Here is a 13,548-nt window from a genome sequence, read left to right on the forward strand (position 1 = left end):
GCGGGGTCAGCGCGTGAGCGCGAGCCGCACGACGCGGACGACCTGCTCCACGGCAGGGGCCAACTGCGACGCGGTGAGCTCGTAGGTCTCCCACGACCGGCGGTACGGGTCGACGATGTCGTCGTCGGCCGGGTCCGCGGGAGGAGGCGTCAGACCGCGCACCCCGGTCACCGCGTCGATGGCCGCCTTCAGTCGCCGAGAGTCGTCGTCGCCCGCGGCAGACGCATCGCCGACGATGTCGGCATCCGGAACCTCCGCCGCGAGCCGCGCGAACTCCCGCAGCGTCAGCGTCGACCGCAGCCGTGCCGGGTTGAGCTCGACGATGCGGCGTCGGTGCTCGCGACTCATCGCGAGGATGAGGTCGGGGGCGCGCAGGTGGGCTTCGGTGAGGTAGGTCGCCCGGTGGCCCTCGATCAGCGCGGGGTCGACCGCCAGCTGCGCCGCGAGGCGCTTCGTCTCGTCGGTCATCGACTCGCCCTGCAGTCCGTACGTGCCGGCGCTGGTGACCTGCACGTCGAGGTCGGCGAGCCGGGTCGCCAGCATCGTGGCGGCCAGGGGCGAACGGCACACGTTGCCCGTGCACACGGTCATGATCTCGATCATCGGAACTCCGTCTTCGTTCGCGCGCGACTCGATCGGCGCGCGGGGATGGGGTGGGGGAAAAGGCACTCGCGGATGCCGAGGACGAGGCCGTCATCGGCGATCCGCCCGCGGCGCACCGGGGCGGGGGCCCGCGGCATCTGGTCGAGGAGGGACGGCGGCGCGCTGGGCGTTCATCATCGCGACGTTGCGTTCCCACAACGCCCGGGCCACGATCTTGCGGTCACGACCCTCGACGAACACGCGCAGCACGATCACGATCGCGACGCCGATGTACCCGCCGATCGTGTTGGCGAGCACGTCGAACACGCTCGCGAAGCGCTGCGAGAGGAAGAGCCCCTGCAGCACCTCGATCGCTGTGGAGGTCGCCGGCACGATCACGAGCGCGAGCCAGAAGAGCCGGCGCGGGACCAGGAGACCGACGAGGAAGCCCAGGGGGACGAACATGGCGATGTTGGCGCTGAACTCCAACTGCGAGTACCCGAACCACTCCGGCACCCCGTTGCGGTGCAGCACGGCGAGGAAGCGCGAGATCGCGCCCTGGTATCCGCGGTCCAACGGCGTGGGCGACATGGTCATCGCCACCACGACCGCCGCGTAGATCGACAGCAGCACCGACGCACTTCCCACGCGCGCATGGCTGCGCGGCGGGGCCTGTCCGGGAAGGGGAAGCAGAGCAGCCTCCATCATTCGGGAGCGGGTCGAAGCTCGCTGGCGTACGAGACAGTCACACTACCGGCCCGCGGGGAGCGCCCCGCGCACGGCCGGTGCACGCGTCACTGCCCGAACAACGAACCGCACGAGGCGTCGACGGTCACCGAGGTGTCGGTGGCGGTCGGCGAATGCCGCAGCTCGAGCGGGCCGAGCGGACCGTCGGGCAGCTTCACGGTCGAGGTGAGCGTACGGGTTTCCCCCGTCGGCAGCACGACCAGTCGGTTCACCGCGGTGTTGCCCTTCTCCGTGCCCGACCGGTCGAAACCGCCCCGATCGCTCGACGCGGGATCGGTCGAGACGATCTCTCCCCCGGGAGGGGCGAAGAACAGCACGTTCAGCATCATCGAGGTCGCGGGCAGACCGTTCGCCGCGTTGCGCTCACCCAGCGTGTAGGCGCTGCGCCCCTCCGTCGGCACCGAGCTGGACAGAGTGGTCGTGGTGGTGATGGTGCGCGCGGTGGGGTCGCAGACGGCGGACACGGACTGGGTGAGGTAGTACTCGAGCTTTCCGACCGAGTAGTCGTTCAGATAAGTGCCCACCTGCGTCTTGACCGTGTTGTCGGCGCGCAGGCCGCCGTCGAGGCCGACCTCGGTGACCAGCTGCTGCGCCTCGGGAGAGGTGAACGAGAGATTGATGCGCTTCTCTTCGGCCGACTGCGTGAGTGCGTCGAGCATCTTCGTCGGGTCCCACTTGGTCGAGGTGAGGTGACGGAAGACCTTGTCGGACACGGCGGCGAAGAACGCGTCCGAGCTGCGCGCCGTGGGGAACTTCTGGTACGCGTCGCTCAGCAGCACCTTCACGGCGTTGTCGCCGTTGATCTGCTGACCCGCGACGTCGACGGGGCCCGCGACCTGGAGCATGTGCGAGAGCACGACGGGGTCGATGGAGATGACACCGTCGAACCGGCCCCCGTTCACCTCCGTGTAGGCGTCGCTGAAGAGCTGCGCCGTCGTCGGGAAGTCCGGCGTCATGGTGTTGTCCTGCGAGTAGTGCGCGAACGACGACGGGTACAGCGACATGGTCTCGGCCGGGAGGTCGGTGAACTGCACGCCGGCACCCTCGGGACCGTAGAACGTGCTCGGTCCGCCCTGGTCGAGCAGCGAGAACGCACCCTGGTCGACGTCCATGATGATGTTCGCGGAGGGGTTTCCTCCGGTCGCGCGGCTCTCGGCGTTGTTCTGGAAGACCACGAGGTACTTCTTCGGACCGTTCGCCCCCGCGATGTCGAGAAGAGTCGGCAGATACCGGTTCGCGATGTCGAGGGCGGGCGCTGCGCGATCGACCACGTCGCGGATCTCGTCGACGGGACCGCTGACGGGCGAGAGCAGCTGGTCCGAATCGATGCCGTCGGTCTCGGCCTTGGCCGCGCTGAAGGCTTGCGACATCGCCGGCAGGGCGTCCTGCGCCTGGACGAAGGGCTGCAGGTTGATGCCGCCGCCGTCGAGGGTCAGCTTCGACAGGTCGGTCTGCGCGAGCATCTGGATGCCGGGCGGAAGGGCGTCCTTCACAAGGATGTCCGCGGCGCGGGTCACGCGGGACACGGCGTCGATGTTCACCCCGACGACCGGGAACTGCGCGGCCATGTCCCACAGCGGGGTGTTCACGGTGGCTGCCGCACGCGAGGTGCGCTCGCTCAGGTCGGCGGCCGCCTGCTGGAGCCCGGCCTCGTCACGGGCTTCGGCGAGCGGACCGAGGCTCGAGATCGACGACTTCGCCGCCAGCAGGTCGTCACGCACGTCGAGTGCCTGCACGGCGAGGGTGGCGCCCAGGATGCCGGCGAAGGCAGCGGCGCCGCCGACGACCCCGAACACCCCGCCGACAACCCACGGCCACACGCGGCGCCGGGGGGCGTCGTCTTCGTCGTCGTACCGCGACCGACGCGGGGGGTCGTCCGTCGGCGTCGAGTCGAAGACGTCGAGGTCTGAATCTCCTCGCGTCGCCTGACTTCTCGCATCTCGTCGCAGACGTTCACCCATGGGATGAATTCTAGTTGAGGCTCCCTGGACGTCCTTGGGGCGCGATTGCGCTCCGCGGACACCAGCGGGATCGCCCCGACGAACCGGGCCGCGTCGGCCCCCGCGGGAGACGGCTCAGACGAAGGGCAGGGCGATCAGGATGCCGGCGGCGACGCACGCCGACGTGAGCCCGCCGACCACCGGCATGGCCGTGGCGCGTCCGCGGCGACCGACGACGAACCCGATGACCGCGAGGACCACGCCCACCGCAGCGATCGCGAGGCCGGTGCCCACCGCCTGCGCGACGACGGTACCCGAGCCCGCGAGCAGAAGCACGGCGACCCCCACGACGGGCACCGCGACGGCGGCGATCGCGAGGAGCAGGGACAGCACACCGAGCAGACGGGACAAGGAATTCACCCGAGCGACTCTACCGGGCGGCTCGCGTGCGCCCCGGCCGGAATGCTGTGGGGGGAAGAGATGTCCCCCGGGAACGACAAAGGCCGGGCCCGAAGGCCCGGCCTGTGCCGAGTGAAGTCTGGAAGGACTTACTTGACGATCTTGGTGACGGTACCGGCACCGACGGTGCGGCCACCCTCACGGATCGCGTAGCCGAGGCCCTCTTCCATGGCGATCGGCTGGATGAGCTCGACCGACATCTCCGTGGTGTCACCGGGCATGACCATCTCGGTGCCCTCGGGCAGCGTGATGACGCCGGTCACGTCGGTGGTGCGGAAGTAGAACTGCGGGCGGTAGTTCGTGAAGAACGGGTTGTGACGGCCGCCCTCTTCCTTGGACAGGATGTACGCCGTGCCCTCGAAGTTGGTGTGCGGGGTGACCGAACCGGGCTTGACGATGACCTGGCCACGCTCGACGTCGTCACGCTTGGTGCCGCGGAGGAGCAGACCACAGTTCTCGCCGGCCCAGGCCTCGTCGAGCTGCTTGTGGAACATCTCGATACCCGTGACCGTGGTCTTCTGCGTCGGGCGGATGCCGACGATCTCGACCTCGGAGTTGATCGCGAGGGTACCGCGCTCGGCGCGACCCGTGACGACCGTTCCACGACCGGTGATGGTGAAGACGTCCTCGATGGGCATGAGGAACGGCTTGTCCTTGTCACGCACCGGGTCGGGGATCGACTCGTCGACGGCTTCCATGAGCTCGACGATCGAGTTGACCCACTGCTCGTCACCCTCGAGAGCCTTGAGGCCCGAGACGCGCACGACGGGGGCGTTGTCGCCATCGAAGTCCTGCGACGACAGAAGCTCGCGAACCTCGAGCTCGACGAGCTCCAGGATCTCCTCGTCGTCGACCATGTCGCTCTTGTTCAGCGCGACGAGCAGGTACGGCACGCCGACCTGCTTGGCGAGCAGAACGTGCTCACGCGTCTGAGCCATCGGGCCGTCGGTGGCGGCGACCACGAGGATCGCGCCGTCCATCTGAGCGGCACCGGTGATCATGTTCTTGATGTAGTCGGCGTGACCGGGGGCGTCGACGTGAGCGTAGTGACGCTTGGGGGTCTCGTACTCGACGTGCGAGATGTTGATCGTGATGCCGCGCTGACGCTCTTCGGGCGCCGAGTCGATCGACGCGAAGTCGCGCTGAACGTTGGTGGCCGACGGGAACTTGTCGGCGAGCACCTTCGAGATGGCAGCGGTGAGCGTGGTCTTGCCGTGGTCGACGTGACCGATCGTTCCGATGTTCACGTGCGGCTTGGTCCGCTCGAACTTGGCCTTAGCCACTGGGTCCTCCTCAGGACGTTGGTTGCGACGTCTCGGGCACTGGATTGCGACCGATTCTTCGCGGGGATGGTTCTCAGATTACTAGAGAGTCGGTATTCAGTTTGAGCGGATGCCGGGAACCCGAGCAGAACCCGGGATTCCCGGCATCCGTGAGAGCGGTGTTACTCGCCCTTGTTCTTCTGGACGATCTCGTCAGCGACGGCGCGAGGAACCTCGGCGTAGCTGTCGAACTCCATCGAGTACACGGCGCGGCCCGAGGTCTTCGAGCGCAGGTCGCCGATGTAGCCGAACATCTCGGACAGCGGGACGAGCGCCCGCACGACCTTGACACCCTGAGCGTCTTCCATCGACTGGATCTGCCCGCGACGCGAGTTCAGGTCGCCGATGACGTCGCCCATGTACTCCTCGGGAGTACGCACCTCGACCGACATGAGCGGCTCGAGGATGACGGGGTTGGCCTTGCGGATCGCTTCCTTGAAGCCCATGGAGCCGGCGATCTTGAACGCCATTTCCGAGGAGTCGACGTCGTGCGACGCGCCATCGAGCAGGATCGCCTTGACGCCCACCATGGGGTAGCCAGCGAGCACGCCGACGTTCATGGCGTCCTGGAAGCCCTGGTCGGTCGGCGAGATGTACTCGCGCGGGATACGACCACCGCTGACCTTGTTCTCGAACTCGTAGGTCTTGTCGGCCGTGACCTCGAGGGGCTCGAGCGCGAACTGGATCTTCGCGAACTGACCCGAACCACCGGTCTGCTTCTTGTGGGTGTAGTCGTGACGCTCGACGGTCTTCTTGATCGTCTCGCGGTACGCCACCTGCGGCTTGCCGACATTGGCCTCAACCTTGAACTCGCGCTTCATGCGGTCCACGAGGATGTCGAGGTGCAGCTCGCCCATGCCCTTGATGACCGTCTGGCCGGTGTCGTTGTTCTGCTCGACACGGAACGTCGGGTCTTCTTCGGCCAGCTTCTGGATCGCGAGACCCAGCTTCTCCTGGTCGGCCTTGGTCTTGGGCTCGATCGCGACCTCGATGACCGGCTCGGGGAACGTCATCGACTCGAGGACGACCTGGTTCTGCGCGTCGCAGAGGGTGTCGCCGGTCGTGGTGTCCTTCAGGCCGATGACCGCGTAGATGTGGCCGGCGGTGACCGAGGGAACCGGGTTCTCCTTGTTGGCGTACATCTGGAAGATCTTCCCGATGCGCTCCTTCTTGGACTTCGTCGAGTTGACGATCTGCGCGCCCGAGTCGAGGTGACCGGAGTACACGCGGATGTAGGTCAGACGACCGAAGAAGGGGTGCGTGACGATCTTGAACGCCAGCGCGGTGAAGGGCTCTTCACGATCGGCGTGCCGCTCGATGATCGTCTCTTCGTTCTTCGGGTCGTGCGCCTCGATGGCCGGCACGTCGAGGGGCGACGGCAGGTAGTCGATGACGGCGTCCAGCATGGGCTGCACACCGCGGTTCTTGAACGCCGAGCCGCAGAGCACCGGGTAGATCTCCGAGTTGACCGTCATCTTGCGGATGGCGGCCTTGATCTCGGCGACGGTGAGCTCTTCGCCGCCGAAGTGCTTCTCGAGAAGCTCCTCGTCGGTCTCGGCGACGGTCTCGAGGAGCTCTTCGCGGTACTTCGCGACGACGTCGGCCATGTCGGCCGGGATCTCCTGGATGTCGTACTTGGCGCCCATGGTGACATCACCCTTGGCGTCGCCCGCCCAGACGAGTGCGCGCATCTCGACGAGGTCGACGACACCGATGAAGTCGTTCTCGACGCCGATGGGCAGCTGGATGACCAGCGGCTTCGCCTTGAGCTTGTTGATGATGGTGTCGACGGTGAAGTAGAAGTCCGCGCCGAGCTTGTCCATCTTGTTGACGAAGCAGATGCGGGGGACGTTGTACTTGTCGGCCTGACGCCACACGGTCTCGGACTGGGGCTCGACGCCCTCCTTGCCGTCGAAGACGGCGACGGCGCCATCGAGCACGCGGAGCGAGCGCTCCACCTCGACGGTGAAGTCGACGTGACCGGGGGTGTCGATGATGTTGATCTGGTTCTTGTCCCAGAAGCACGTCACAGCAGCGGAGGTGATCGTGATGCCACGCTCCTGCTCCTGCTCCATCCAGTCGGTCGTCGAGGCGCCGTCGTGGGTCTCGCCGATCTTGTGGTTGGTTCCCGTGTAGTACAGGATGCGCTCGGTGGTCGTCGTCTTGCCGGCATCGATGTGCGCCATGATGCCGATGTTGCGGACCTTGGTCAGGTCGGTGAGCACGTCTTGTGCCACGGGTGTCTTCCTTACCTGTTGGGAGGTTGATGCCGGGCCCATCGGGGTGTCCGTGACCGGGATGCGGTCACGGACACCCCGCGGGTTTTACCAGCGGTAGTGCGCGAAGGCGCGGTTCGACTCGGCCATCTTGTGGGTGTCTTCGCGGCGCTTGACCGCGGCACCGAGGCCGTTCGAGGCGTCGAGGATCTCGTTCTGCAGACGCTCGGTCATCGTCTTCTCACGACGACCCTTCGCGTAGCTCACGAGCCAGCGCAGCGCGAGGGTGTTCGCGCGGTGCGGCTTGACCTCGACCGGAACCTGGTAGGTCGAGCCACCGACGCGGCGGCTCTTGACCTCGAGGGTGGGACGGACGTTGTCGAGCGCCTTCTTCAGCGTGGCGACGGCGTCCTGGCTGTTCTTCGCCTCGACGCCCTTGAGGGCGTCGTAGACGATCGACTCGGCGATGGACTTCTTGCCGTCGACGAGGATCTTGTTGACCAGCTGGGTGACGATGGGAGCGCCGTACACCGGGTCGTTGACGACGGGACGCTTCGGGGCGGGACCCTTACGAGGCATTGTTCTCAGCCCTTCTTCGCGCCGTAGCGGCTACGAGCCTGCTTACGGTTCTTGACAGCCTGGGTGTCGAGCGCACCGCGGACGATCTTGTAACGGACACCGGGGAGGTCCTTCACACGACCACCACGGACGAGCACGAGCGAGTGCTCCTGCAGGTTGTGGCCCTCACCGGGGATGTACGCGGTGACCTCGGTGCCGTTGCGCAGCTTCACGCGGGCGACCTTGCGCATCGCCGAGTTCGGCTTCTTGGGGGTCGTCGTGTACACGCGGGTGCACACGCCGGCCTGCTGGGGGTTCGACTTCAGCGCGGGAGCCTTGGTCTTCGAGACCTTCGGCGAGCGGCCCTTGCGAACCAACTGCTGAATGGTTGGCACGTTCTCTCCTTGATTGGCTGGGCGATCCTCTCGGGCGCCCAGGGTGCTGCACGGTGACAGCGTCGTGTCTCCCCCGTCATGTCGGTCATCTTGCGATTCGTGACGTGTCGGGCTCACGTGTGATCCACCCCGCGACAGAATGATCTGACGCGATTCGTGGTGGATATGCCGTGGGGGCGACCTGTTCGCAGGCCGATCCCTGAGATGGTGCGAGCGTTGATCCGTACGACCCGCCCGAGGGCATGACGCACGGCGCGCGTGAACGCACACCCGGTCAATGATACGCGTTCTCCGGGGGCGCGGCAAACGATCGCGGGCCCTCCGGCTGGGAGTGTGCCGGATGCCGCTCCTCAGCCGAGCAGCAGCGCCCCACCCACGACCGCTGCCGCCACGATCACGACGACGACCAGGGCCAGCACCACGAGGCGGCCTGTTCCGCGGCGCTCGGAGCGCGGGCGGACGACGGACGCGTCGGACGCGGACGCACGGGGGACGGGGAGCGCGCGTTCGACGCGCACGGGTCCGTCGGTACGGGGCGCGTAGACGTCGCTCCGGAGGGCGGTCGGCACGTGCGCTTCGCGCGAGACGACGGGCGGCAGGGGCGCCTCGGAGGGGCCCGGACGCGACGCCGCCTCGCGCCGGCTCCGACGGGACCCCGCGGCGGTGTCGTCGTCGCCGCGCGCGGGCGCGGCGCGCGGGCGGGTGTCCTCGTCGACGCCCGCCGACTCGAGGCCGGGGCGGCGCCGGGTCGCCTCGTCGAGGTCCGTGGCCGCCGCGGGGGCGCGGCGACGGATGGTCTGGTCATCGAGGTCCGAGAGCGCCGGGGGCGCGGGGCGACGGATCGTCTCGTCGTCGACGCGGTCGACCCCGGCCGGGGCACGGCGCACCGTCGCGTCATCGAGGTCCGGGACCGCCGGGGACGCGGGGCGACGGATCGTCTCGTCGTCGAGGTCGGGCGCAGCAGCGGAGGGCCGCGCTGCACGCCGCGGTGCGGTCGTGCCGATCCCGTCGTCGTCCCTCGTCGAGACGACCGTGTCATCGGCGGCTCGAGCGCCGCCGGACAGCACCGTGTCGGCATCCGGTTCGGTATCCGGTTCGACTTCCGGTCCGGCGGCGTGCACACGCACGGTGTCGTCGTCGACCTCCACCGCCGCGGCGTCGTCGTGCGCCGGAGGAGTCGGCCACGCGCGCAGACGCCCGGCCCAGAGGGTGACCTCGTCGGGATCGTCGGGACGGTCGTTCGGGCCGCTCACGCGCTGCTCCGCGCGAGCCGCACCTCCGCGTCGCCGAGGAAGAACCGCTCCCCCGCCTCGATCTCCTCGCCGGGAGGGGCTTCGACCTCGGTGCCCATCAGCGTGGCGAACAGGACGCCGTTGGTGGAGTCGAGATCGGTGACGAACCACGTCTCGCCGCGCAGGTGCAGGCGCGCGTGGGTCTTCGAGACCGTTCGGGTCTCATCGACGATCGACACGAGCTGCGCGTCGGGGAAGGCGGTGTCGGCGGCGGGGCGGCGCCCCAGGATGACGACGGTCGACGTCAGATCGATGGGCGCCCCGCTCGGAGGCACGAGGGCCCACGGGATCCGCTTGCGCTTGGTCACCACCGTGCGGTCGAGGGCGTCGAAATCGTCGTCGTCGGATGCCACGGCCGGCACCTCGGGTCGCGTGTACAGCGACGACACCGACGTGCGTGCGGAGCGCGGGGAGCCGGCATCCGGAGCATCGGGAACCGCGGAGACCGCCTCGGAGAGCTCGGGGAACTCGTCCGCCGGCGCGGGTGCCGACGCGCGCGGCGCGGGCACGGGCTCGGGGGCGGGCCGGGTCAACGGCACCTCGGCGATCGGGGCCGCCGCGTCGGAGTGGGTCGTGCGGCGCGCGGGCGTCACCCACGGGGCGATCGGGTCGGACTGTTCGTCGACCGTCGGGGGCGCCGGGGCGGGCTCGGCCGGCGCGGGGGTCCACGCCGAGGGCTCGCCGGGGATCACCAGCGCACGGGTCGACGCGTCGTCGTCGGCCGCGGACGGCACGGCACGGGCGGCGCTGCGGGACGAGTCGTTGTCGTCGGCACCGTCGCGGAGGGCGTCGAGCACCTCGAAGACCGAGGATCCGGATGCCGCGGCGGCGGCCGGGCGCTCGGCGGGCGCGATCTGCTCGTCGGAGACGGCGGGCGTGGGGCGACGGCGGTCATCGAACTCCGCGGGACGCAGACCGGGCGGAGGACCCCATCCACCGGGCGCGGGCACGGCATCGGCGAGCGAACCGGTCGGAGCGGCGAACGGCACGATCACGGGCTCGGACACCGGAGCGGGCTCGGCGGGCGCGTCAGCGGCATCCGGAACGTGGTCTTCGGCGTCGCGGCTGCCGTCGCCGGGACGGGACTCGGGCGCGGGGGTCCATCCGCCGACCAGCGGAACGTACGGCCCCTGGAAGTCCTGGCCGCGGCGAACGGGTGCCGACTGCTCGTCGGGACCGCGGGGCGCATCGCCCTCCCACCGCGCGGAGCCGAAACCGAGGATGCTCGCCCACACGACGGGGAAGATGGCGCCGACCACGGTCATGCCCGCACCGGCGCCGAAGCCCACCGTGATGCGGTGCACGGCGATGATGAAGAGGATCACGAAGGTGAGCGTTCCGAACAGCGGAACCAGGTTGATGAGCACCAACCACGGCGAGAACCCGCCGAGCTTCAGCACGGTGGCCACGTTCACGATCGGGACCCACGCCTTCCAGACCGGCTCGCCGGTCTTGCGGAACACCGCGGCGAGGGCGAGGGCGAACCACACGTACACGACGACGACGAGAGCGAGAGAGCTCGCGCCGAGAACCACCATGGTCGAATCGGTCATGTCGTGTCGCGTCCTCCCGGGGCGGTGGGACGCTTCCCCCTCTCGTCGCGATGCGGGGATCTCGTGCGCGGGGAGCGCGGAGCGAGGAACCGCAGGAACGATCTCAACGATACGGCCGCGCGCACGCGCCGCCAGAAGCCTCGCTGACGCACCAGCACACGCCGCTCGGCGTCGACGATGCTCCAGAACTCCGCCACCTCGTCGGCCGTGACCGCGCCGCCCGCGAACACGGCGCGGTCGGCGTCGTCGGCGAGCCGTGCCCCCGACGGGGTCGCGAACGCGTCGGCGACCTCGCGTCGGGTGGGGGCGCGCGGCACGGTGCGACCGGCATCCACCCCGGCGTCGACGTATTCGTCCCATCCGCCCGCGATCGCGGAGCGGGGGTCGGGGTCGCGGCGCCGACCGCGGCGGCGCACGGCCTTGGCGATCACGACGGCGAGGAAGGGACCGAACACGATGAGAAGGGCGAGCAGCGCGAGACCCGTCACTCGCAGGATCGGCCAGAGCCACGCGAGATCGACGCCGTCGTCGGCGCGCTGATCGTCGTCGAGGGAGTTGTCCTCCTGCACGGGCTCGGGCGGAACGACCTCGTCCACCGTGTCGGGGCGCACCTCCGTCACGTTCTCGGGATCCTGCTGCTGGGTGACCTCGAGGCTCGGCGACTGCTCCCACTGCGGGGTCACGTCGATCGGCGTCCACCGGCCGTCGTCGCCCTCGACCTCGGTCCAGGCGACCAGATCGCGCGCACGGCACTCCCCCGCCTCGCACGTCGGAAGCGCGCTGTCCGGCGACGACAGACGCATTCCCACCACGACGCGGGCCGGGAAGCCGAGTTCGTGCGCGATGAGCGCCGTCGCCACGGCGAACTGCTCGTCGTCGCCGACGGCGGCCACGTAATTTCCGGATGCCGCGGCCCGGGGGTCGTCCTCACGTTCGAGCAACCGCTCGAACATGCGGTCGATGCGCGCCAGCGAGTGACCGGAGGCGCTGGGCTGCAGCTGGTACCCGGGCAGGTCGGCGGTCCAGGCCGGGGGCGCGGCCCCCTCCGGCGCGAGACTGTGGCTGAGGTAGCCGCGCTCGCGGAGCAGTTGCACGAGCGCCTGCAGGGCCGCACCGTCGGATCCATCGGCGTGCTCCTCGACCCAGCGGCGGAGGTTGTCGCCCCCGGCCGTCGCGCCGACGGCCCCGGGAGGCGTCAGGGAGGCGAGATCGTCGGGCGCGGCCTCGACCGCGTCGATCCGGTAGGAGTCGCCCGGTTCGAGTCCGCCGTCGGCCGTCTGCACGCCCGCCTCGGCGTCGGCGCTGTAGTAGAAGCGGTCGGCGAGCTGCCCGCGGCGCTCGCCCTCGAAGGTCGCCGCCACCAGGCTCCCCGCGGTGGGCATCCAGATGCCGCCCAGATCGGCGATGTCGACGTCGGCGGAGACGGAGCGGCCCGTGCCCGCGTCGCGGGTGGACGGCAGACGCACGAAGCCCGTCCCCTCGTCTCCCGAGGCGCGGAAGATCTCGCCGTCGTAGGCGTCGAGGGTGGCGATGCGGATGCGCTCCGGCAGGGCGCCGTCGTCGCTGCGGACGCGGAACAGCACGTCGTCGCTGCGGGCGTCGGAGAACATCGCCCGGTACTGCGCGAGCGGGCTGACCGCCTCGGCGATGAGACGCTGCGGACCGGCCGCCGATCGCAGCACCTGACGGTCGGCGTCGCGAGAGGCCCACGGCACCACCGCGATCGTCGCGACGATCGCGACGACGATCATCGCGACGCCGAGCGCTCCGCGCCGGGAGTCGGTGCGCGAGCGACCGCGCGACACCTGCACCGCTGTCACGTCGGCAGCCCTCCGCAGGGCGCGGGCGCGTTCGTCGCGCGCACGCCAGGCCAGCCAAAGCACGGCCGACAGCAGAGCGCCGAGTCCGACGGCGGTCTCGACCGGAGCCGGCAGCGACACCGCCCCGAGCGAGAGCGGAGCGCTGGTGGAAGTCCGGCCGAAGAACAGCCCGAACCCGGTCATCGCCAGGCCCGGCACCACTGCTGCGGGAGCGCGCCGGTCGGTGCGAGCCGCGAGGGCCAGTGTGAGGGCGGTACCCACCAGGAACACCACGAGCGCCGGGACGAGCAGATTGCGGTACGCGCCGACCGGCAGGTCGACGGTGACCAGGTCTTTCCACGCGACGACGACACCCGCGAAGGCCTCACCCAGCCCGCGCAGCACGTCGAGCGGCGAGGTCAGTCTCGAGGGGACGGCGAGCGGCACCGCGAGCACCGCGAACGCGCCGACCAGCCCGGCGGCGAGCACCCACCCTCCGCCGCGCCGCCACGCGGCGAGCGCGACGACCGCCGTCGCCACCAACGAAGACACCAGCACGAGCAGCAGGAACGACCCCGAGGCGTACACCGGCCACGCCGCGACGGCTGCGAGGGCGACCGACACCGCGGTGTACGCCGATGCGGCCACCCACCGGGTCACGGAGGACTCCCGCGTCCGCGTCGGG

At 69.6% G+C, this 13,548-nt stretch carries 11 protein-coding genes; all 11 read right to left on the bottom strand.

The window, feature by feature from the left end:
• Positions 1 to 6 precede the first annotated feature (6 nt).
• The 11 genes from RWH43_RS03300 to RWH43_RS03350 all read right to left on the bottom strand — a co-directional run bounded on the left by RWH43_RS03300 (position 7) and on the right by RWH43_RS03350 (position 13,523).
• On the bottom strand, positions 7 to 603 hold the full coding sequence (locus RWH43_RS03300) for an arsenate reductase/protein-tyrosine-phosphatase family protein (protein ID WP_144829762.1): 597 nt from the start codon (positions 601 to 603) through the stop codon (positions 7 to 9).
• Between the two features lie 90 nt (positions 604 to 693).
• Entirely contained in the window at positions 694 to 1,230 is a 537-nt protein-coding gene (locus RWH43_RS03305) for a VanZ family protein (RefSeq protein ID WP_316000654.1), read from the bottom strand.
• A gap of 146 nt (positions 1,231 to 1,376) precedes the next feature.
• Complete coding sequence (locus RWH43_RS03310) at positions 1,377 to 3,290, bottom strand: DUF4012 domain-containing protein (protein WP_144829769.1); 1,914 nt, start codon at positions 3,288 to 3,290, stop codon at positions 1,377 to 1,379.
• A 114-nt stretch (positions 3,291 to 3,404) separates the two neighbouring features.
• A complete protein-coding gene (locus RWH43_RS03315; RefSeq protein WP_144829772.1) occupies positions 3,405 to 3,689 on the bottom strand; it encodes a hypothetical protein in 285 nt (94 codons plus the stop codon).
• 128 nt (positions 3,690 to 3,817) lie between these two features.
• The gene (gene tuf / locus RWH43_RS03320; RefSeq protein ID WP_144829775.1) at positions 3,818 to 5,011 is read right to left on the bottom strand and encodes an elongation factor Tu; all 1,194 of its coding nucleotides are present in this window, start codon (positions 5,009 to 5,011) and stop codon (positions 3,818 to 3,820) included.
• A 161-nt stretch (positions 5,012 to 5,172) separates the two neighbouring features.
• Positions 5,173 to 7,287 (bottom strand): elongation factor G, encoded by a 2,115-nt coding sequence (gene fusA / locus RWH43_RS03325; protein WP_144829778.1) that lies wholly within the window; start codon positions 7,285 to 7,287, stop codon positions 5,173 to 5,175.
• Positions 7,288 to 7,374: 87 nt separating this feature from the next.
• Complete coding sequence (gene rpsG / locus RWH43_RS03330) at positions 7,375 to 7,845, bottom strand: 30S ribosomal protein S7 (protein ID WP_144829781.1); 471 nt, start codon at positions 7,843 to 7,845, stop codon at positions 7,375 to 7,377.
• Between the two features lie 5 nt (positions 7,846 to 7,850).
• A complete protein-coding gene (gene rpsL / locus RWH43_RS03335; protein WP_013584051.1) occupies positions 7,851 to 8,219 on the bottom strand; it encodes a 30S ribosomal protein S12 in 369 nt (122 codons plus the stop codon).
• Positions 8,220 to 8,569: 350 nt separating this feature from the next.
• Complete coding sequence (locus RWH43_RS03340; RefSeq protein ID WP_316000655.1) at positions 8,570 to 9,472, bottom strand: hypothetical protein; 903 nt, start codon at positions 9,470 to 9,472, stop codon at positions 8,570 to 8,572.
• Positions 9,469 to 11,064, bottom strand: a complete 1,596-nt coding sequence (locus RWH43_RS03345; RefSeq protein ID WP_316000656.1) for a DUF5684 domain-containing protein — start codon at positions 11,062 to 11,064, stop codon at positions 9,469 to 9,471. Before RWH43_RS03345 ends, RWH43_RS03340 begins: the two co-directional genes overlap by 4 nt.
• On the bottom strand, positions 11,061 to 13,523 hold the full coding sequence (locus RWH43_RS03350) for a transglutaminase TgpA family protein (RefSeq protein ID WP_316000657.1): 2,463 nt from the start codon (positions 13,521 to 13,523) through the stop codon (positions 11,061 to 11,063). Before RWH43_RS03350 ends, RWH43_RS03345 begins: the two co-directional genes overlap by 4 nt.
• Positions 13,524 to 13,548 lie beyond the last annotated feature (25 nt).

The sequence above is a fragment of the Microbacterium algihabitans genome (assembly GCF_032464975.1).
Taxonomy (GTDB): domain Bacteria; phylum Actinomycetota; class Actinomycetes; order Actinomycetales; family Microbacteriaceae; genus Microbacterium; species Microbacterium algihabitans.